This window comes from Microvirga sp. CF3016 (genome assembly GCF_036314085.1).
Lineage (GTDB): Bacteria > Pseudomonadota > Alphaproteobacteria > Rhizobiales > Beijerinckiaceae > Microvirga.
In genome coordinates this window covers 51870-73265 of sequence record NZ_JAYGGM010000015.1, presented here as the reverse complement: position 1 = coordinate 73265, position 21396 = coordinate 51870, and the positions used below count along the sequence as shown (strand labels likewise).

20 protein-coding genes are annotated in these 21396 nt (G+C 62.5%); 5 read left to right on the top strand and 15 right to left on the bottom strand.

Translation table 11 applies throughout. The annotated features are described in order from the left end of the window. The first annotated feature begins 5 nt into the window (after positions 1-5). Both VB672_RS20180 and VB672_RS20175 read left to right on the top strand, forming a co-directional pair. Positions 6-827 (top strand): alpha/beta hydrolase, encoded by an 822-nt coding sequence (locus VB672_RS20180; RefSeq protein ID WP_329786005.1) that lies wholly within the window; start codon positions 6-8, stop codon positions 825-827. Positions 828-883: 56 nt separating this feature from the next. Continuing rightward, positions 884-1471 (top strand): histidine phosphatase family protein, encoded by a 588-nt coding sequence (locus VB672_RS20175; protein ID WP_329786004.1) that lies wholly within the window; start codon positions 884-886, stop codon positions 1469-1471. Between the two features lie 3 nt (positions 1472-1474). Here VB672_RS20175 and VB672_RS20170 read toward each other — a convergent pair whose 3' ends face one another. Both VB672_RS20170 and mfd read right to left on the bottom strand, forming a co-directional pair. After that, positions 1475-1702 (bottom strand): hypothetical protein, encoded by a 228-nt coding sequence (locus VB672_RS20170; RefSeq protein ID WP_152708886.1) that lies wholly within the window; start codon positions 1700-1702, stop codon positions 1475-1477. Positions 1703-1801: 99 nt separating this feature from the next. Then, entirely contained in the window at positions 1802-5131 is a 3330-nt protein-coding gene (mfd, locus tag VB672_RS20165; RefSeq protein WP_329786003.1) for a transcription-repair coupling factor, read from the bottom strand. A 403-nt stretch (positions 5132-5534) separates the two neighbouring features. Between mfd and VB672_RS20160 the strand changes: the two genes are divergently transcribed. Further along, positions 5535-6632: a L,D-transpeptidase family protein gene (locus tag VB672_RS20160; RefSeq protein WP_442932133.1), complete on the top strand. Its 1098-nt coding sequence runs from the start codon at positions 5535-5537 to the stop codon at positions 6630-6632. Positions 6633-6656: 24 nt separating this feature from the next. Here VB672_RS20160 and VB672_RS20155 read toward each other — a convergent pair whose 3' ends face one another. Next, the gene (locus tag VB672_RS20155) at positions 6657-7058 is read right to left on the bottom strand and encodes a hypothetical protein (protein ID WP_329786001.1); all 402 of its coding nucleotides are present in this window, start codon (positions 7056-7058) and stop codon (positions 6657-6659) included. A 620-nt stretch (positions 7059-7678) separates the two neighbouring features. Here VB672_RS20155 and VB672_RS20150 point away from each other — a divergent pair. Both VB672_RS20150 and VB672_RS20145 read left to right on the top strand, forming a co-directional pair. Further along, entirely contained in the window at positions 7679-9115 is a 1437-nt protein-coding gene (locus VB672_RS20150; RefSeq protein ID WP_329786000.1) for a protein adenylyltransferase SelO, read from the top strand. A gap of 439 nt (positions 9116-9554) precedes the next feature. Then, a complete protein-coding gene (locus VB672_RS20145) occupies positions 9555-10046 on the top strand; it encodes a hypothetical protein (protein ID WP_329785999.1) in 492 nt (163 codons plus the stop codon). 131 nt (positions 10047-10177) lie between these two features. On the opposite strand, the gene VB672_RS20140 is transcribed toward VB672_RS20145, so the two are convergent. The 12 genes from VB672_RS20140 to urtA form a co-directional block, all read right to left on the bottom strand. Continuing rightward, positions 10178-10747, bottom strand: a complete 570-nt coding sequence (locus VB672_RS20140) for a HupE/UreJ family protein (RefSeq protein ID WP_329785998.1) — start codon at positions 10745-10747, stop codon at positions 10178-10180. A gap of 14 nt (positions 10748-10761) precedes the next feature. Further along, the gene (gene ureG, locus VB672_RS20135) at positions 10762-11385 is read right to left on the bottom strand and encodes an urease accessory protein UreG (protein WP_329785997.1); all 624 of its coding nucleotides are present in this window, start codon (positions 11383-11385) and stop codon (positions 10762-10764) included. Further along, positions 11382-12083: an urease accessory protein UreF gene (locus VB672_RS20130; protein ID WP_329785996.1), complete on the bottom strand. Its 702-nt coding sequence runs from the start codon at positions 12081-12083 to the stop codon at positions 11382-11384. The genes ureG and VB672_RS20130 overlap by 4 nt, the downstream gene beginning before the upstream one ends. Continuing rightward, the gene (locus tag VB672_RS20125) at positions 12076-12555 is read right to left on the bottom strand and encodes an urease accessory protein UreE (protein WP_329785995.1); all 480 of its coding nucleotides are present in this window, start codon (positions 12553-12555) and stop codon (positions 12076-12078) included. The genes VB672_RS20130 and VB672_RS20125 overlap by 8 nt, the downstream gene beginning before the upstream one ends. 1 nt (position 12556) lies before the next feature. Further along, positions 12557-14284: an urease subunit alpha gene (gene ureC, locus VB672_RS20120; RefSeq protein WP_329785994.1), complete on the bottom strand. Its 1728-nt coding sequence runs from the start codon at positions 14282-14284 to the stop codon at positions 12557-12559. After that, complete coding sequence (locus VB672_RS20115) at positions 14284-14904, bottom strand: urease subunit gamma (RefSeq protein WP_329785993.1); 621 nt, start codon at positions 14902-14904, stop codon at positions 14284-14286. Before VB672_RS20115 ends, ureC begins: the two co-directional genes overlap by 1 nt. A gap of 9 nt (positions 14905-14913) precedes the next feature. Next, positions 14914-15627, bottom strand: a complete 714-nt coding sequence (locus VB672_RS20110; RefSeq protein WP_329785992.1) for an urease accessory protein UreD — start codon at positions 15625-15627, stop codon at positions 14914-14916. Positions 15628-15742: 115 nt separating this feature from the next. After that, entirely contained in the window at positions 15743-16438 is a 696-nt protein-coding gene (gene urtE, locus VB672_RS20105; protein WP_329785991.1) for an urea ABC transporter ATP-binding subunit UrtE, read from the bottom strand. Positions 16439-16440: 2 nt separating this feature from the next. Continuing rightward, positions 16441-17193 (bottom strand): urea ABC transporter ATP-binding protein UrtD, encoded by a 753-nt coding sequence (urtD, locus tag VB672_RS20100; RefSeq protein ID WP_329785990.1) that lies wholly within the window; start codon positions 17191-17193, stop codon positions 16441-16443. 3 nt (positions 17194-17196) lie between these two features. Further along, entirely contained in the window at positions 17197-18333 is a 1137-nt protein-coding gene (urtC, locus tag VB672_RS20095) for an urea ABC transporter permease subunit UrtC (RefSeq protein WP_329785989.1), read from the bottom strand. Beyond that, a complete protein-coding gene (urtB, locus tag VB672_RS20090) occupies positions 18330-19919 on the bottom strand; it encodes an urea ABC transporter permease subunit UrtB (protein WP_329785988.1) in 1590 nt (529 codons plus the stop codon). Before urtB ends, urtC begins: the two co-directional genes overlap by 4 nt. Positions 19920-19985: 66 nt before the next feature. Beyond that, positions 19986-21242, bottom strand: a complete 1257-nt coding sequence (urtA, locus tag VB672_RS20085; RefSeq protein ID WP_329786056.1) for an urea ABC transporter substrate-binding protein — start codon at positions 21240-21242, stop codon at positions 19986-19988. Between the last annotated feature and the right edge of the window lie 154 nt (positions 21243-21396).

Sequence of the window (21396 nt, the reverse complement as noted above, 5' to 3'; positions counted from 1 at the left end):
ACTCGATGGCATCCGAAGACCTGGACCTGGAGGCCGAGTACAACAACCGGGCCCGCGTTCCCGATCATCCCGTACACATCGCCGATTGGCAGCGGCATTCGGCCGCTTATCGCGAAAGCGCGCGCTGTGAACTGGATCTAGCCTATGGCCCCGGCGAACGGCACCGGCTCGATCTGTTCCACCCGCAGAACGGCGAAACCGGCAGCCCGGTGTTGCTGTACATCCACGGCGGCTACTGGCAGGCGCTCGACAAATCGACGTCGAGCCACTTGGCGCGCGGAGCCAACGAGCGCGGACTGACGGTCGCGATCCCGAACTACACGCTCGCTCCTGCGGCCAAACTGGCCGACATCGTGTCCGAGATCGAGGCTGCCGCCAACTTCGTGATGCAGCGCCTGGGCCGCCCTCTCGTGGTGAGCGGGCACTCCGCCGGCGGTCATCTCGCGGCCTGTCTCATGGCCCACTCAAGTACTTTACAGAGGCCTGTTCGCGCCGCCGTGCCGATTTCCGGCCTGTTCGATCTGACTCCGCTCGTTACGACCTCGATCAACAGGGCCCTTGGACTGACCATTGAGGAGGCGCATCGCCTGAGCCCTTTGGAGTGGGATCCGCCCGAAAATGGGCACCTGATCGCCGTCGTCGGGGGTGCGGAAAGCAGCGAGTTCCTGCGCCAATCCCGTGCCGTCGTCGAGCGATGGGGTCAGGCCGGTGTCGCGACCCGCTATCACGAGGTGCCCGGCGCCCATCATTTCGACGTCATCGCTGGGCTTGCCGAGCCGAACGACGCACTTGTCGATATGATCCTAGAGCTGGCTGCCGAAGCTTGAACGGTCCTGCGACAGTCTTCAGGAACCTGGGCCGTTATCCGACGTTGCGTCTCTTGGTGAGGCGCATTCAGATCGGCTGGTGGCGCATGCCCTTCGTGCTGGCATTTCTGTTCCTTTGTTCGATGGCTTGGCCTCAGGCTCTCCAGGCATCGGAAGAAGCATGGCGGGCTTTGCAGGAGGGCGGCACCATCGCCCTCTTCCGGCACGCTCGTGCGCCCGGGACTGGCGACCCCACTAACTTCCGGCTCGAGGATTGCGCGACGCAGCGCAACCTCTCGGCCGAAGGGCGTCGGCAGGCACAGGCGATCGGTGAGGCCTTCAGGACCCGGAGGATCCCGGTCGAGCGCGTGCTCTCGAGCCGCTGGTGCCGTGCGTTGGATACGGCCCGCTTGGCCTTTGGCGCTCTTACGGAACCATTCCCACCGCTCGATTCGTTCTTCGAGGGCCGAGAACAGGAGCCGGCCCGGACTCAGGCCGTGAGGCGCACCATCCAGGAGTGGCGCTCGAACGGCGTCCTCGTGCTCGTCACCCATCAGGTCAACATCACGGCCCTCACGGGCATCTTTCCCGCCGAGGGCGAAATGCTCGTACTCAGACCCAAGCAGGATGCCGGCTTCGATCTCGTCGGAAGAATCAAGCTCTAGACATCAGCTGTCGGCTCTGAGCTGCTCGACGACGCCCTGGCTCATGTAAGGGTGACCCGCCTCGTTGAGAGCCCGGTCCAGGGCCTCGATGGCAACCAGGATCTTCGTGAGCTCTTCCGCCATTTCGATGGAAGGAAGCGGTGCCTCGGAAATCTGCCGCGCCATCTCCCTGCGCCGCTTCACAAGGTTTTCCCGTGCAGCATTCAGTTCTTTGATTTCCTCGGACGTCATAGGCTCCTCACGATCAGGATGTTCTTACGATTAAGCTCTTCGAGGCTAATCCGTTCACAGTTGATCTCTTCAAACCAATGATGATCGCCAAGTTCCAATTCAAGGCTCGAGAGAAACCAACAGTTCCAGGATCCGCTTTTGGCGCTCCTCTGCCTGCCGGCTCGAGATTGAAAGGATCAGTCGCTCCTTGCTCCAGTTCAGCATTCCCTGAGAGGCGTCCATCGTCCTCTGCAGGGCAAGCTTCTCAGACGCGCCGGGTCGAAGCGTCAGAGCTATTCCTTGTGGCCCTGCATCGATGCGGGCGATCTCGAGGCGCCGGCAGAGCTGCTGGAGTTTTGCGAGTCTCAGGAGATCTTCAACCGGCTCAGGGATGGGACCGAAACGGTCCTCGATCTCTTCCTCAAGCTCATCGATGGTCTCGGATGAGTCGAGACGAGCGAGGCGTGCGTAGAGATTGATCCTCGTCTCTGGATCATCCACATACTCGTCCGGAATCGTGCCCGCGAGCCCGATATTGAGCTCAGGTATCCAGTCGTCGTCCAGCGTCTCGCCGCGCAGGGCATGTTTGAGCATATGCTGGTAGAGATCGGTGCCGATCAGCTTGACATGGCCCGACTGCTCCTCGCCGAGGAGCGCTCCTGCCCCACGCTGATCGAGATCCTGCGCGCTGATGGCGAAACCCGCTCCGAGTCGATCAAGGGCCGCCAAAGTCCTCAGTCGCTTTTCCGTCGCTTTCGGAAGGTCCTGGCCGGGCTCCGTCAGCAGGTAGGCCGTACCGCGGATACGCCCTCGTCCGACCCGTCCGCGGAGCTGGTGCAATTGCGCCAGCCCGAAGCGGTCCGCGCGCCATACCAGCATGGTATTGGCCCGGGGAACGTCCAAGCCGCTCTCGATGATGTTGGTAGCGAGGAGGACATCCCCTTCACCATCGGCAAAGCGCACCATCACGTCATCCATCTCGGCAGGATCCATCTGCCCATGGGCAGTCATGACTTGCAGTTCGGGAACGAGCTTTCCCAACCGCTCACGCATCGGCTCGATATCCTCGACCCTTGAGCAAACGACGAAGCTTTGGCCGCGGCGCCGTCGCTCACGCATGAGCGCATCCCGAACGCTTGCCGAATCGAACGGCGTCAGGAACGTGCGGATCGGCTGCCGCCGCGCCGGAGGTGTCGCGATGACGCTCAACTGCTGCAACCCGACCAAGGCGGATTGCAGGGTCCGAGGGATCGGCGTGGCCGTCAGAGTGAGAACATGCCCGCCTGCAGCCAGGTTCCTGAGTTTGGCCTTATGCGCCGTACTGAACCTTTGCTCTTCGTCGATGATGACGAGTCCGAGATCCTTGAACGTCACCCCTTTCGCGGCAAGCGCATGGGTGCCGATGATGATGCGGATCGATCCATCCGCCAATCCTTTTTTCACGGCTCGGGCTTCGCCCGAGGTTACGAGACGGGAGAGATGCGCGATCTCGATGCCGAGTCCGGCAAAACGCCTCTGGAAGCTCCGAACATGCTGGCGCGCCAGGACGGTCGTAGGCGCGACGACAGCGACCTGCTTGCCGGACAACGCGGCGGCGGCAGCCGCGCGCAGGGCAACCTCCGTCTTGCCGAACCCGACATCGCCGCAAACCAGGCGGTCCATCGGCCGGCCCGATGAGAGATCCTCAAGGACCTCCTCGATGGCGCGCACCTGGTCGGCAGTCTCAGAAAACGGGAAGCGAGCAACGAAGCGTTCGTATTCGCGGCTCGGCGGGACAACCGGCTCCAGTTTCAGTGCTTTGCGAGCCTCGACCAGATCAGTCAGGCGCTTAGCAGTTTCCTTGATCTCCGTTTCGATTTTCTCGCGGCGAACTGACCATGCATCGCTTTTCAGCCTGTCCAGAGAGATAGAGTCCGACATTGCACCATAACGCCAGACGCGGCCCATCTCTATTGCAGGAATCAAGAGCGTCGTGTCGGCCGCATATCTCAGTCTGATGCCGTCGCTTATTCCGGCATCGCCAGCGGCGATGGTCTCCATGCCATCAAGCGCTCCAATGCCATGATCGATGTGAATAACGGCATCGCCGATCCGGAAACCGTCATCTGTGAAGCTCGCCGCGGCAGAACTCACCTCTTTCTCGACGCCGCTGCTGACACGGCTGCCCAAGACGTCGGTAGCCGTGATCAGCGCAATGCCGTGCCGTTCGTCGATGAAGCCTTTCTTGAGATCGGCCTGCAGCGCGAACCACCCCTTGGCGAGGCCGTCGACAACAGCACTCCAACTCTCGACATTGTCGCACTGTCCGATGGATTGAACGCGGCGCTTGAGTCGGCTGAGATCCGACCGGGCGGCCGCAGCCAGAACGATCTTTCGACCGGCATCCCCTTGGACGCGAAGGAAATCCGCAAGGGCCTTCGCGGACCTCGCAGCAATTGCAAAGTTCGGCACCCCGCTTTCTAGAGCTTCGTTCTGCGATACCGCATGAATGAACGTGAGACGGCGCTTCGACAGGATATCGGCCCATTCATGGTCTTCGATAAAGAGCCGCTCAGGCGAGATCGTGGACTTGACGCTGCCCTGCCCGCGCAAACTCATCCGGCTGTCATAAGCGTCGGCGACCTGCTCCATCACGAGCAGCCGCCTCTCCTCCGCCTTCGCATCCAGAACGACCGCCGCCTCCGGCCAATAATCGAAGACCGTCTCCAGATTCGCGCAATATTCCGGCAAGGAATGTTCCATTCCATCGAACCGCTCGACGGATGCATCGCTGCCTTCGGCCTCCTGCAGAACGATCTCCGAAGCCGGGCCGATGAGGAGGTGATCAACCTCCGTTTCCGTCAATTGGGAGATCGGATCATAGGAGCGTATGGCCACGATGGTGCGTCCGTCGTGCTCGGCCCTATAAGGCAAGGGACTGTCGGCCGGAAAGAGGTCGATAACCTGTCCCCGGATCGCTGCCTCGCCCGGCTCATCCACCCTCTCGTCGAGGATATAGCCGGCGCGATGCAAATAGCCTTCAAGACCATCCAAAGCGAATTCCTCGCCGGTCTTGAGGCTGAGAACAGCCTGCTTGACGATGTCGCGCGGCGGCACACGCTGAAAGACGGCAGCAGCGCTCGTGATCAGGAGCCGCGGTCCCGCACATGGTTCACTCATGCGCCGGAGAACAGACATGCGCCGTCCCATCGCCTCCCGCGAAGGCGACGCACTGTCGTAGGGAAGACAATCCCAGGGAGGCAACAGGTCTATATCGAGATCGGGAGCCAATCCCCTCGAGGCCTGCGCCAGTTGCTCGGCCCAGCGCTCACCTCCTGCGACATAGATGACCCCCGTCGATCCGGCTTCCTGCACCTGTTCGAGAAGGCGTACGGCGTGGAGGCCTACAGAAGACGGCAAAGTGAGGTCGGCTCGCCTGATATCCTGGGAGGGGGCAGGCTTGGCACGCATGGGAAACTCTTGTGACGGGGCTCGGGCCGAGGACAACGTTCAGGCGGTGTCCCAGTTGCAGCTATGCTCCCGGCAGCACCCTTTACAGCATTTTTAAACCATCATTGCCCATAGTCCGAGCATGACCTATGGGAATGCAAAACGTCTCTGCCTCGGATTGGCTCTGCTCTCATGCTCCACCGTTGGGAGTAGTCGGGCCACCTTGGCGGCGGCCGAGAATTCTGCTCCGACCGCATCCGTTCAGGCGCCAGCGAGCTTACCGGCATCCCCTGCTCCGGAGGCGCCGCTGCGGCCGAAAGCAGCAGCGCCCGTCAAGCCCGCCGATAAAACCACCCCGGCGCCTGTAGCTACGATCTCGCAGGATCCCCGTCCGACTCTCGACGCGAGCACCTTCATCAACACGATGCGTGCGGCCTGGACCTACAAGCGCATTGCTGAAGCGGGAGGATGGCCGACCCTGCCCGCCGGCACGGTTCTGAAGGCTGGCGACAAGGGTCCGCTCGTCGCGACCCTGCGGCAACGCCTTGCCTCGGAGGGCGAGCTTTCCGCCGATTTGACCACGAGCACAACCTTCGATGCCGAACTGACAAATGCGGTCAAGCGGTTCCAGGCACGTCACGGCCTGCCGGAATCCGGCGCCGTACGTGCGCGAACCCTGGAAGCCCTGAACGTCCCGGCTCTAACCCGGCACCGTCAGCTGACCGCCTCGGCTCAACGGCTGGCAGGGTCCACGTTTTCCTTCGGCGAACGCTATGTGGTCGTGAATATACCATCGGCTGCGGTCGAAGCCGTGGAGCGCGGACAGGTTGCCCGCCGCTATGTCGCCATCGCCGGCAAGGTCGACCGCCCGTCGCCGACCGTCGAGACCCGCGTCACGGCCGTCAATCTCAATCCCACATGGACGGTTCCCGTCTCCTTGATCAAGAAGGACATCATCCCCCATGTCCGGAAGGATCCCGGCTATCTGGAGAAGATGAAGATCCGCATTCTCGATGCAAAGGGACAGGAGGTCGATCCCAAGACGCTCGACTGGTCGACGCAGAATGCGGTGAACTATACGCTCCGCCAAGATCCCGGAGCGATCAACTCGCTCGGGCAGATCCGCATCGACATGCCGAACAAGCATGCCGTCTACATGCACGATACGCCCAAAAAGCAGCTCTTCGCGCAGGATGCGCGTTTCCACTCCTCGGGCTGCGTTCGCGTAGCCGATGTGTCCGGCTTCGCTGAATGGCTTCTGCGCGGCACGAATGGACCGGCAGGAGCATGGACGAAAGAAGGGATCGATACCGCCATAGCCAGCACGGCCCGTCAGGACATACGCCTCGAAAAGCCGATTCCTGTCGCCTGGGTCTATCTGACAGGCTATGCGACCGCAGACGGCGCAGTGCACTTCCGCGACGACGTTTATGGACTCGACACGCCGAAAAGTGATCCCCTGTCGGAGCCTCAGATCCTTGATGTGCCTGCAACGGCGTCGATCAAGCCCAAGCGCCTGTAAGCACCGCGCCAGTCAAACGAGGACTCAAAGGCTTTTCCGGCGCAGCAAGCATCCGGAGGATGGAACGACCGTGCGGGCCTTGCGCCATTCCAATGCGGCATCCTGGAACAGGTCGATAGCGGCGACAGCCTGAGCCCGCAGCGCCGCGATCGCAGCAGGATCGCGTGGAGAAAAGCGATCTGTTACCTGAGCCAATTGACGGCAGCGTTCTTCGACGAGGCGCCGCGCTTCCCTCAAGCGGAGATTCGGCTCACCGGGCACCGTCATCTCGTCGCAGAAGCGGAGCACGTCGCGCGTTAGGTTCTCGCCGGAATAGAGACCTGAGTAATGATCGATCATACTGCGGACGAAACCCAGGGAGTCACGGATCTCCTGCCGCAAAAGTGTTTCGCTGCTCATCGCACCCTTCCCGAAGACGAGCCGCATTTCTGCGGGCCGGCGATGATGTGGTATGAATGAAAGATCTCTAAAAAGAGGTTAGCCCGGCTGGCCCGCCTGAGGATCAGCAGGGACCTTCGGCGGAACCGGAAGAGGAGCATCGTTGTTCTGGGTGACCGTCAGGCGAGACAGCCAAACTCTTTCAAGGAGAGGACCTGCAACGATCCCAGCAACGAACGCGAACGCAGCCACGATCAGACCGATCCGGCCGCAAAGGCTCAGCACATCCTTGAATGCCATAAACCTTCCTCCCGTCTGCTTTGGTTGGAGAATCCTAGGGGACCTCTCGGCCCTAGCCAATAGGCGAAAGCGTCAATGGCCAGGACAATGGCGGCATAGGGCTTGAACAATGGGACGGAACGCAAGGAAAAGGCGAAGCTTTTTGCCTCCATCCAACCTGTGAATTATTTTTGCGCAACAGCTCTTCATACTGCGAAGCCAGCCTCACCTGAAATGTTGTATCGTACGAGTTTGATCTCACTACCCTCATCTGCTCGCGAACCTGAACCATGCAACGGCCTCGGCCCGTGCGGCAGCTTGATCTGACCCGACAATTCTGAACATTTCGAGCGCCATGGAATTGAACACGAGTTCATGGGACAGGATGCATGCCAACTTCCGCCGCATATCGCCCTGCGGGGCGCCATCGGGAACTCGGTTCGGATTTCTACGATATCGTCCGCCCAGCGGAGTTTCCGCAGCACGTTCTGCGCTACCGCAATCAGCGCTGGGCCGAGCGCGTAGGACTCGGGTCGCTCAGCGATGAGGAGTGGATCGACCACTTCGGACGCTTTTCCCCGCTTCCCGGAAATTTCGAGGAGCCCCTCGCCCTCCGCTATCATGGCCATCAGTTCAGAACCTACAATCCGCATCTTGGAGACGGACGCGGCTTTCTCTTTGCTCAACTCCACGATGTTCAGGATGGCAGGCTCCTCGATCTCGGCACGAAAGGCAGTGGGCAGACACCGTGGTCGCGCCATGCGGACGGTCGTCTGACCCTCAAGGGTGGCGTGCGGGAGATCCTCGCGACGGAAATGCTCGAAGCGCTCGGCGTCGAAACATCGAAATCCTTCAGCCTGATTGAGACGGGCGAGGAACTTGAGCGCAGCGACGAACCCTCGCCCACGCGGTCGTCCGTTCTGGTGCGTCTCAGCCATTCCCACATCCGCATCGGAACGTTCCAGCGGCTTCTGTACCTCGATGAAACCGATAATCTCCGCAAGCTCCTCGATTACACCCTTCAAACATACATGCCGGATCTCTGGCGCGACGATGACGCGGATCGTGCTCCCGCGTTTCTGGAAGAGGTGTGCCGACGGGTCGCTCGCATGGGCGCGCAATGGATGGCGGCGGGCTTCGTCCATGGCGTGCTCAACACCGACAACATCAACGTCACGGGCGAGAGCTTCGACTATGGCCCATGGCGCTTCCTGCCCGTGTACGAACCTGGATTCACCGCAGCCTATTTCGACGAGACCGGTCTTTATGCCTTCGGGCGGCAGCCCGACACGCTGTTGTGGAACCTGTTCCGTCTTGCGGAATGCCTGCTGCCCCTGTCCCAGCAGAGCAGTCTCGAGCAGGCCTTGGGTGCCTTTGAACCGGCCCTGCACCGGGAGTTCACCGGTGCCATCATACGCCGCCTTGGAATCCAGTCGAGAGACTTCGAACAGGATGGAGCCTTGGCCAAGGCCTTGTGGACCTTTCTCCACGAATCCAAAGCGCCGTTCGAGCAAACCTTCTTCGATTGGTATGGCGGACGCCTGAGTGCGGAGCGCGCAGAGAGAAGCCCCGCGGCAGAGCTTTACGCGCAAGCGTCTTTCCAGCCCGTTCGCGCCGCTCTGAGCGCCTTCGATCCGGCACCCCAGATACGGCTCGACCATCCCTATTTTGCGCGCCCGACGCCCTGCACCATGCTGATCGATGAGGTCGAAGCGATCTGGGCCCCGATTGCCGCACAGGACGATTGGTCGATTTTCAGGAACAAACTGAATGAGATCCGCAGCATGGCCGAGGCTTATGGAACGGAAGAGCATGGCCAATCTTGATGCAGCGCAGCTGAGCAAACTATCGAGTTCCACCCTTCGAAGCACCGCTTTAAAGTAAAGCTTCCAGCAAAGTTCCTGTTCTGAGTGGATTAGTTTTTATTCACATAACGGAACGTTATTCCAGATACCGCGTCTTCTAAACAACCGGGCTGCATCGACGCGGCTCATCATCAAAATTGGCTTTGTATAGGTGAACACGATGAAGCGTTCATGCGCTCTTGCTTTGTCCGGCACTGCCTTCTTCCTCGCATTTGGAACCTCGTCCGATGCTCAAAGCATCAGGACGGGTCAGCAATGCGTGCCAGCAGTCGCTGACGCCTCGATGTACTACAACTGCCGGCTCCGCATCGTACAAGGTCAGGAAACCTGTCGCTGTGCCATTCGGCCCCAAGCCCAGCGCCGCATGGAGCGACCGGCGGATTCGAATCAAGACGACACCGTGACCGGATCCATCGACAATGGTCCCGTAGCCGTTCCTGGGTTCGAGAACCCGGCCCGCGGCACGCCCGGTGCAGTCGGCAGCGGCACTCCTGCCACAGGCGCCATCGGCGGTAGCGCGAGCCCAGGTCGTGCCGGTGCTGTGGCGGATACTGCCACTTCGGGAGCGAGCGGAACCGGTAGCAGCCGTAGCGGCGCCAACACGGCTGGTTCGAGCGGCTCCCCCGACAACGGCGGCACTGGAACCATCGGCGGGACTGGCGGAACAGGCAGCGCAGGCGGGGGCGTCAATGCTGGCAACGGCAATGGCGGCGGCCGCGGCAACAACGGCGGCCATGGCAATAACGGGCACGGCAATGACGACGACGGCAACGACTCGTCGAATCCCGGCCGCTCCAATAATGGCGACGGCACGGATCAGGATGGCCCTGCCGGGAACGGGGGCGGAAACGGCAATGGAGGTGGTAATGGAAATGGCGGCGGCAAACGCTGACGCGACCTGAGTCCTATGCGAAAAGTCCTTGGCTGCACCCCGCAGCCAGGGACTTTGATTTTGACGATGCGGGCATCCACTCCTCCGGGGACGTCGGTTCAGGGACGCTCCCAAACCAACAACCCGTTCTCCTAACCGACTAGGAGAACGATGCCGGCGACTGCAACCACGGCGCCGGCCAGTCGCCCGACATGCGCCTGGCGGGCAGTGACCGCCCCGAAGGCGACGCCTAGCCCATGCAGCGACATGCTCGCCAATGTGAAACCGAGGCTGTAGAGCGTCACACCGGCTCCAGCCGGGATCTCCGCACCGTGAGCGTGTCCGTGAAAGACGGCGAAGACACCGACGAGCGCCATCGCCGCTCCGACGGGCCATACCCTCCGTAGGGACACAAGCGCGCCAAGGGTGATGACGGAGGCAATGATCCCAAACTCGACGGCCGGAACCTCGATACCCGCCAAGCCCAGCACCCCGCCCATCAGCATCATTGCGATGAAACTTGCGGGGAGTGCCCACAGGGCTTGCCCCCCGAGCAGGGCCGCAAAGAGGCCGACGCTCACCATGGCGAGAACATGGTCAAGTCCGCCGAGAGGATGCGATAAACCGGCAAGGAAACCCGATGCTGAATGATGCCCCGAATGAGCCAAGGCCGGCATCGCTGCTGTGACCAATACGGCGGCGAGAAGTGAACGTCTGAACATCCTGAAACGTCTCCTTAGGCTGCGGCAGACAGGCCACCGGCCCGTTCGATGAATGCGGCAATGGCATCGACACCCACGCCGTCGCGAATATTGCTGAACACAAAGGGGCGCTGACCGCGCATGCGCTTGGTATCCTCTTCCATGATGGCGAGGTCGGCGCCGACATGTGGCGCGAGATCGATCTTGTTGACGACCAGAAGATCGGAGCGCGTGATGCCGGGACCGCCCTTGCGCGGAATCTTCTCGCCTCCTGCCACGTCGATGACATAGATCGTCAGATCGGCGAGCTCGGGCGAGAACGTCGCCGCCAGATTGTCGCCTCCGGACTCGACCAGAACGATGTCGAGCGCCGGGAAGCGCTTGCTCATGGTGGCGATGGCCGCAAGGTTGATGGAGGCATCCTCGCGGATCGCCGTATGCGGACACCCGCCTGTCTCCACGCCCATGATCCGTTCCACCGGCAGGGCACCGGCAACCGTCAGGAGGCGCGCGTCCTCCTTGGTATAGATGTCGTTGGTGATCGCGCAGATGTCGTAACGCTCGCGAAAGGTCTTGCAGAGGGCTTCCATCAGGGCTGTCTTGCCCGAGCCGACCGGCCCGCCGATGCCGACGCGAAGGGGTCCCGTGTGAGATGTCATGAGCGGAAGAGCCTCGTATACTGGTTTTCGTGGTAAAAGGAGCCGAGATCGGCCCGGAAAGTTGCCCCGCCGATGTCGTCGAGCGTGAGAACCACGCCCTGTCGTGCAACGTCCTGCACCGTTCCGGTGAGCGCGGCGGACGCCCGGATGCCGGCAGTCTGTCCGATGGGCGCCAAACGGATGGCGGCGGATACGAGCGTCTGCACGAGCCCGAAGAGGTAGGCCTGCGATGTGATCGGCAGAGGAATGCCATGCGCGGCTGCCGCCATGCCGATCGCGACAGGAAAGGCGACATCGCCGTCGAGCGGCGACAGCCGCGACGAGGGCCATGCGGCAAGCGTCGCATCGAGGAAGCTGCGTCCCTGTTGGCTCGTTTCCAGATAGAGTTCGGCGGACGGCGAGAGGGCGAGAGCGAGTTCGTTGATGACCTCAAGAGCTTCGCAATCATTCTGCTCGATAGCCCGATAGGCGTGGCTCAGGAGAATAGCGTCGTTGCGACCCAGGCCGAGAGTGAGCAGATCAGCCAGCCATGCCACGAGGCTTGCTTCGTCGGCGACGTCGCCCGCCTCCACGGCCCATTCAAGAGTGTGCGAATAAGCATAGCAGCCGACGGGATAGGACGGCGAGAGCCATGCGAAGAGCGGCAGAATCGCCGCTTCCGTTCCCCAGCCCTGGGCCTTCAGAGATGTATTATCCATGGCCATGTTCCTGATCGTGGGAATGCCCGCCATGCTCGTGGTGATGATAGGCGCCGCGCACAGGTCTGAACGGGCGTTCGACGATTTCGACCTTGGCGCCCAGGCCGAGCAGCATGTCGACCAGCACGTGGTCGTAGGCGATAAAGATCGCCTCGCGGGTGATCTCCGCCGGAACGTGCCGGTTGCCGATATGCCAGGCGAGGGTCAGGAGTTCGAGCGGATCCTCCGTGGTGATCTCCACGAGCTTCTCGGGCGCTGCCCTCACCTCGACGAGCCAGCCGCTCTCCAGCCGAATGGCATCGCCGTCCTCCAGCACATCGGCCTTGCCGAGATCGAGCAGGAAGGTCGTGCCGCCGTCGGCATTGAGCATGATGCGGCGGCGGTGCCGGTCGCCGTGATCGAGGGTGATGACATCGACGATGCGATCCTGCTCGACGGCTTCGCGGCGGATGATGGATGTGGCGCGGATCATGTCAGAACAGAAAGTAACGTTGAGCCATGGGAAGAACTTGTGCCGGTTCGCAGACGAGCAGTTCGCCGTCGGCGCGGACATCGTAGGTTTCGGGATCGACCTCGATCACGGGCGTGGCATCGTTGAGCACCATGTCCCTCTTACCGATCCCGCCGCGGACGTTCTCGACGGCCACAAGCTGCTTCTGAACGCCGAGCTTTGCTGCCAGGCCATTCTCCACCGCAGCCTTCGACACGAAAGTGAGCGATGTCGTGGCGAGCGCCCGGCCATAGGCACCGAACATCGGCCGGTAATGCACAGGCTGCGGCGTCGGGATCGAGGCGTTGGGATCGCCCATCAGAGCGGCCGCGATGGCACCTCCCTTAACCACCAGATCAGGCTTCACGCCGAAGAAAGCAGGCGTCCAGACCACCAAATCGGCGAGCTTTCCGACTTCGACCGAGCCGATATGTCGGGACACCCCGTGGGCAATGGCCGGATTGATGGTGTACTTCGCCACATAGCGACGAGCGCGAAAATTGTCGTTGTCACCGGTCTCTCCGGGAAGCGCGCCACGCTGGACCTTCATCTTGTGCGCCGTCTGCCACGTGCGGATGATGACCTCGCCGACGCGGCCCATGGCCTGGCTGTCGGACGACATCATCGAAAGCGCCCCGATGTCGTGCAGGATATCCTCTGCCGCAATGGTTTCCTTGCGGATGCGGCTCTCGGCGAAGGCGAGATCCTCCGGGATCGACGGCGAGAGGTGATGGCAGACCATGAGCATGTCGAGATGCTCGTCAATGGTGTTCACCGTATAGGGCCGCGTCGGATTGGTGGAGGACGGCAGCACGTTGGGAAGACCAGCCACCTTGATGATGTCCGGCGCGTGCCCACCGCCTGCTCCCTCTGTGTGGAACGCGTGGATGGTGCGTCCCTTGAAGGCGGCGATCGTGTCCTCGACGAAACCGGATTCGTTGAGCGTGTCTGTGTGGATCATCACCTGGACGTCGTAAGCATCGGCCACGGACAGGCAGCAATCGATGGCAGCCGGCGTCGTGCCCCAATCCTCATGCAGCTTCAGCGCACAGGCGCCGGCCCGGATCATCTCCTCCAGGGCTTCGGGCTTCGAGGCATTGCCCTTGCCGGTGAAGGCGAGATTCATCGGAAAGGCGTCCGCCGCCTCGATCATCCGCGCGATGTGCCAGGGACCCGGCGTGCAGGTGGTGGCGAAGGTGCCGGTCGCGGGTCCCGTTCCACCGCCCAGCATCGTGGTGATGCCGGACATGAGCGCCTCTTCGATCTGCTGCGGGCAGATGAAGTGGATATGCGAGTCGAAGCCGCCGGCCGTGATGATCTTGCCCTCGCCGGCAATAACCTCCGTGCCCGGCCCGATGATGATGTCGACATTGGGCTGCACGTCCGGATTGCCGGCCTTGCCGATGGCGGCGATCCGCCCACCCGTGATGCCGATATCGGCCTTCACGATACCCCAGTGATCGAGGATCACCGCGTTGGTGATGACCGTGTCGACGGCGCCCTCCGCACGGGTCGCCTGGGACTGCCCCATTCCGTCGCGGATGACCTTGCCGCCGCCGAACTTGACCTCTTCGCCATAGGTGGTGAAGTCCTTTTCCACCTCGATCACGAGAGACGTGTCGGCTAGGCGAATGCGGTCGCCCTTAGTCGGGCCGAACATGTCGGCATAGCCGGACCGCGAGAGGGACGCGGGCTTTCTTGCATTCGACATCAGAGCGCTCCCATCACAGCTTGGCGGAAGCCATGGACCTCCCGCCTGCCGGAGAGCGGAACCAGCACCACTTCGCGCGTGGAACCGGGCTCGAAACGCACCGCCGTGCCGGGAGCGATGTCGAGCCGCTTCCCGCGGGCTTTCTCACGGTCGAAGGACAAGGCCGGGTTCGTCTCATAAAAATGATAGTGGCTGCCGACCTGGATCGGCCGGTCGCCCGTATTTGCGACGGTGAGCACGGTGCGTTCGGCGCCCTCATTGAAGACGATCTCGCCGTCCTGCACGATCACCTCCCCGGGAATGTCCTTGGATGCCGCGCCACGGATCGGATGATGCACGGTGACGAGCTTGGTGCCATCCGGGAAGGTCGCCTCCACCTGCACGTCGTGGATCATCTCGGCGACGCCTTCCATCACCTGATCGGTTGTGATGACCTGCGCGCCAACCGCCATCAGTTCCGCAACGGAGCGGCCGTCGCGCGCGCCCTCCACGACAGTATCGGTGATGAGGGCGATGGCCTCCGGGTGATTGAGCTTTACGCCGCGTTCGAGCCGGCGGCGGGCGACCAAGGCGGCCATGGCAATCAGGAGCTTGTCTTTTTCACGGGGCGTGAGTTGCATGGTTCGACCCTAACTGAGCCAGACGCGAGGCAGAGGCTCGCCGCGAAAGGCGAGAAGAAAAGGAAGAGCGGCATTGCGCAATGACTCAATGGTCATCGCGCAGAAGCGCACAGCAAGAAGCCCGTTCCAGGCACTGGCCGCAACATCGCAGCCATGCGTTGTGGAGAGCCAATCGCGCACTGAGTCGAGGCGAGTCTCGGCATCGGGCGCAACGTGGATCAACGTGGCGAAGGCTCGGGCACCCTTGCCGACGCTAGGTTTCCGGAGAAGGTCGGCAATCGGCCCATCGAGCCGCATCGTATCGACATAAACGAGGCGCCCTCCACGCCGGACGCGCCAGCGGTCTTCGAACAAGCCATGGGCGATGCGCTCGGCCCGGGCCTCGCGCCCAAACACAACGGCCTCGAACACGGTCAGGCATGCATCGGCAGGCATCTCGGCCGTGAGTGTCCGACGCAGGCGCGCCCTGTCGAACAGGATGGTTTCCTGCGGCAGCCAGTCGAGCCGTGCACCGGCTTCAAGCTTGAGATCGACCGACAGTTGGGCGACCGGCCCGTCCGAGCGATAGACTTTCTCGGCCGCTGGCGTGGCAACCGATACCGTCGCACCAGAGCGCGCCTCGATCTCCACAGCAAAACGGTCCCCGCACGCGATGCCTCCCGCCGTGTTGACGAGCACGGCATCGAGCCCGCTCCCCTCCCCCTTCGGGAGTCTGATCCGCATCGATCCGCTCTCCTCGATCTGCATAGGTCGCGTACGGCCGCTCAGGCTCGCTGCGCTGAACGCAACGCGCCCGACGGCACGCTGGCGCTGTTGAGGGGCTGGCTGGGAGACACCATCAAATGGCCAAGCGCTGACGTACATCGTCTCCCTCAAGCGCCGAGCGGTTGCCATGCTGCACGATCTCGCCACGCTCCATCACCACGAACCGGTCGGCCAGGTCGCGGGCGAAGTCGAAATATTGCTCGACCAGGAGGATGGCCATATCCTTCCGTTCGCGTAAGTAGGCAATTGCCCGGCCGATATCCTTGATGATGGACGGCTGGATGCCTTCCGTCGGCTCGTCGAGAACAAGCAAGCGCGGACGGGTCACCAGCGCCCGCCCGATGGCCAATTGCTGCTGCTGCCCGCCGGACAGATCGCCGCCGCGCCGGCCGAGCATGGATTTCAGGACCGGGAACAGCTCGAAGACCTCGTTGGGAATTGTCTTCTCGCCTCGCTTGAGAGGCGCAAAGCCGGTCTCCAGATTCTCCTTGACGGTGAGAAGCGGGAATATCTCCCGGCCTTGCGGCACGTAGGCGATCCCAAGAGCGGCCCGCTCGAAGGGCTTAAGGCGCGCGATGTCCCGGCCCTCGAAATGGATCGTCCCGCCAGCGATTGGCCGGTGTCCGGCAATTGCGCGCAGGAGCGATGTCTTGCCGACGCCATTGCGGCCGAGCACGCAGGTGACCTCGCCGGCGGAAGCGGCAACGGATACCCCGCGCAGCGCCTGAGCGGCACCGTAATAAAGGGAGAGATTGTCGACCGACAGCATCGTCATCGTCCCAGATAAACCTCGACCACGCGCTCGTTCGCGCTCACCGCATCGAGCGTGCCCTCGGCGAGCACCGAGCCCTCGTGCAGGCACGTAACCTTCACGCCGAGGTCGCGCACGAAAGTCATGTCATGCTCCACCACGATGACGGCCTGGGTCTTGGCGATGTCGCGCAGGAGATCGGCCGTGTCAGCGGTCTCCTGATCGGTCATGCCGGCGGCGGGCTCATCGATCAGCAGGAGCTTGGGCTGCTGCGCCAGCAGCATGCCGATCTCGAGCCATTGCTTCTGGCCATGCGACAATTCCCCTGCCTTGCGGTAACGCTGGGCCGTCAGGCGCACCCGCTCCAGAAGCGCATCGATCCGCTCGCGCTCCTGAACCGTGCGCCGCGACAGCAGGGTCGCGAAGGGAGAGCGGTTTTCCTTGAGCGCCAGCAGGATATTGTCTTCGACGCTGTGCATCTCGAACACGGTCGGCGTCTGGAACTTGCGGCCGATCCCGAGTTCCGCGATCGCAGCTTCGTCGAGTGCCGTCAGGTCGTGGGAGCCCTCGAAGAGCGCCGTGCCCTCGTTCGGGCGGGTTTTGCCGGTGATCACGTCCATCATCGTGGTCTTACCCGCGCCGTTGGGACCGATGATGGCGCGCATCTCCGCGTGATCGACGGCGAGCGACAGAGAATTCAAAGCTCGGAAACCGTCGAAGGATACGGAGACGTTGTCGAGATAGAGAAGCGTCGGGGTGACAGGTGCGCTCATGACTCACTCCGCCGCCTGCGAGACCGGCTCAGGCATGGGGCTCGGCTTCAGCCGCTGCCCGGTGCGTGTCCACAGATCCTTGGCCGCCCCGAGAATGCCGCGCGGCATCAGGAGCGTCACGAAGACAAACAGGCCGCCGAGCGCGAAGAGCCAGAACTCGGGCAGCACGCCCGTGAACCAGGTCTTGCCCGCATTGACCAGGAGAGCGCCGAGAATCGGGCCCGCCAGAGTTCCACGCCCGCCAACGGCCACCCAGATCACAACTTCAATGGAGTTGGCCGGCGCGAACTCGCTCGGGTTGATGATGCCGACCTGAGGCACGTAGAGCGCGCCGGCGAGGCCTGCCAGCATGGCCGAGAGCGTGAAGACGGCAAGCTTGTAGTGCTCGACACGATAGCCGAGGAAGCGCGTGCGGCTCTCCGCATCGCGCACCGCCACGATCACTTTGCCGAATTTCGAATTTACCACCCAGCGGCAGAGCAGATAGCCGCCGGCAAGTGCGGCGACGGACAGGACGAACAGGACGATCCGCGTCGAAGCGGCTTGGATCGGGAAGCCCAAGATGTCCTTGAAGTCGGTGAGGCCGTTATTGCCGCCAAAGCCCATGTCATTGCGGAAGAAGGCGAGCATCAGGGCGAAGGTCATGGCCTGCGTGATGATGGAGAGGTAGACGCCCGTCACCCGCGAGCGGAAGGCGAACCAGCCGAACACGAAGGCGAGGAGGCCCGGCACGAGCAGCACCGTGAGAGCCGCGAACGGGAACCAGTCGAAGCCGTGCCAGAACCAGGGCAATTCCTTCCAGTTCAGGAACACCATGAAATCGAGCAGGACCGGATCGGCATAGACGCCGCGTGGTCCGATCTGACGCATGAGATACATGCCCATGGCATAGCCGCCGAGGGCGAAGAAGGCACCGTGGCCCAGAGAGAGGATGCCGCAGAAGCCCCAGATCAGATCGACCGACAGCGCGAGCAGGGCGAAGCAGATGTACTTGCCGAGGAGCGGCACCAGATGATCCGACAGGTGGAACGGGGATCCCGGATCCACCGCCACGTTCAGGACCGGCACCAGGATGGCAGCGGCTGCCAGCAGAAGGAGGACAATGATGCTCTGGCGATCGAGCGTAGATTGCCTTGTCATGCTTCGACCGCCCTGCCTTTGAGCGCGAAGAGCCCGCGCGGACGCCTTTGGATGAACATAATGATCGCGACGAGCAGCACGATCTTACCGAGCACGGCGCCCGCATAAGGCTCGAGCAGCTTGTTGGCGACGCCGAGCGTCATAGCGCCCACCAGCGTGCCCCAGAGGTTTCCGACGCCGCCGAACACCACCACCATGAAGCTGTCGATGATGTAGCCCTGCCCGAGATTGGGGCTGACGTTGTCGATCTGCGAGAGCGCCACGCCGGCAACGCCGGCAACGCCCGACCCCAGGCCGAAGGCCAGCGCGTCGATGCGGTTCGTCCGGATGCCCATGGAGCCGGCCATGCGCCGGTTCTGCGTGACGGCGCGGACATACAGACCCAGCGACGTATGGCGCAGCACGAGAAGCAGGGTGGAGAAGACCGCGAAGGCGAAGACCACGATGGCGACGCGGTTGTAGGTGAGGCTCAAGCCGCCGATCTCCAGGGCGCCGCTCATCCAGGCGGGTGTGCCGACCTCCCGGTTGGTGGGACCGAAGATCGTGCGCACGCCCTGCTGCAGGATGAGGGAGATGCCCCAGGTGGCGAGCAGCGTCTCGAGCGGCCGTCCGTAGAGAAAGCGGATCACGGTGCGTTCGATGAGAATGCCGATGAGGCCCGCCACGAGGAAGGCAAGCGGCAGCGCCATGAACAGGGAGGCACCAAAGAGGCCAGGCGCGTGGGTGCGGATCACCTCCTGCACCAGGAAGGTCGTGTAGGCGCCGATCATGACCATCTCGCCATGGGCCATGTTGATGATGCCCATGGTGCCGAAGGTGATGGACAGGCCGATGGCGGCGAGCAGCAGGACGGACCCGAGGGAGATTCCGTACCAGACGTTCTGAACGGCATTCCAGAGCGCCAGCCGGGAACGGATACCATCTGCGGCTTTGGTTGCAGCCTCAGACACCTCCCGGGGCGTTCCAGGCGACAATGACGAGAGAAGCGCCAGCGCATCCTGATCGCCGCGGCCATGCAGGATTTCGACGGCGGACAGTTTCTCGGATGAAGACGCATCGGATTTGTTCAGGAGAACCGCAGCACGGGCGCTTTCGAGAGCACCTTTCACCTTGCTGTCGCTCTCCTGCGCGATGGCCATGTCGAGAGCCGGCAGCGCGGCGGCGTCCCGCGAGCGAAAGACTGCGCGCGCCGCGTCGAGGCGTGTGCCGGCATCCGGGCTGAGCAGCGTCATCCCGCCGAGCGCGGCTTCGACGGCGCGGCGCACGCGGTTGTTGACCCGCACGGGCTTGGCGCCGGCCGGAGCCTCGACAACCTGCCCGGTGGCCGCATCCACGAATTGGCCCGCAGCGCCACGGAGGTAGACCTGACCATTGGCGACCATCAATCGCCCTTCGCGCAGGGCTTCGACGAGGCTCAACGCTTGCTGATGCCCGCTCGCCGCCACCGCGCCGATGGCAGCCTCGGTATCGGAATAGCTGTCGGCTGCAAACTTCGGCAGCGCGTCTTCATACGGCCCGGCCATGGCGGCGGACGCCATGCCGATCAGGAGAAGGAAAGCCTGCAGGATGCTGCGCAAGCGGATCATGCCATCAACTTTGAACAGAGGGTCGAGCGAGGACGGCCGTGACGGCCGCCCTCCAGTGTCAGACGATCAGGCGCCGCACTTCTTCGTGACGGTGTTGTAGTTGCCGCACTTGAGATCCTTCCAGTCGGCAATCAGATCCTTCGAGCCCTCAAGGTACTTGGACCAGGCATCGCCCGGCACGAGCGCATCGGTCTGCGACACGGTCTCGAACTGCCCGTCCTCCTTGATCTCGCCGATGAGCACCGGCTTGGTGATGTGGTGGTTCGGGAGCATCTTCGAGGTGCCGCCCGTCAGGTTCGGCACCTCGACGCCGACGATGGCGTCGATCACCTTGTCCGGATCGGTGCTGCCGGCCTTTTCCACCGCCTTCACCCACATGTTGAAGCCGATCACATGCGCTTCCATCGGGTCGTTGGTGACGCGCTTGTCGTTCTTGGTGAAGGCCTTCCACTTGTCGATGAAGGCCTTGTTCTCGGGCGTCTCGACGGACTGGAAGTAGTTCCAGGCGGCTAGGTGACCGACGAGCGGCTTCGTGTCGATGCCGGCCAGTTCCTCCTCACCGACGGAGAAGGCGACGACCGGAATGTCCGTTGCCTTCACGCCCTGGTTGGCGAGCTCCTTGTAGAAGGGCACGTTGGCATCGCCGTTGATGGTGGAGACCACGGCCGTCTTCTTGCCTGCCGAGCCGAACTTCTTGATGTCGGCCACGATAGTCTGCCAGTCGGAATGACCGAACGGCGTGTAGTTGATCATGATGTCCTCGGCCTTCACGCCCTTGGACTTCAGATAGGCTTCGAGAATCTTGTTGGTGGTGCGCGGATAGACGTAATCGGTACCGGCGAGAACCCAGCGCTCGACCTTCTCTTCCTTGGCGAGATAATCGACGGCCGGAATGGCCTGCTGGTTCGGCGCAGCGCCCGTGTAGAACACGTTGCGCTCGCTCTCCTCGCCTTCGTACTGCACCGGGTAGAAGAGAATGCTGTTGAGTTCCTTGAACACCGGCAGCACGGATTTGCGGGACACCGACGTCCAGCATCCGAACACCGCCGAAACCTTGTTCTGGCTGATCAGTTCGCGCGCCTTTTCGGCGAAGAGCGGCCAGTTGGACGCCGGATCGACAACGACCGCCTCGAGCTTCTTGCCGAGCAGACCGCCCTTCTTGTTCTGCTCCTCGATGAGCATCAGCATGACGTCCTTCAGCGTCGTCTCGCTGATAGCCATCGTGCCGGACAGAGAGTGCAGAACGCCGACCTTGATGGTCTCCTGCGCATGCGCCGTTCCCATCACAGCGCCGGAAACCAGCGCGGCGGAGGCCAGCGCCATCAGGTGTCTACGGGTCACATTCAACATCGACATAGGTCCTCTCCCTTGGCTGCCCTGTTTCAGGTGCAACGTCGGGGCATTACGCAAGAACCATGCCAGCAGCGATGATTTCTCCTATTTCAGAGTGCCGGTAATTCGACACGGGAGGCGGCGG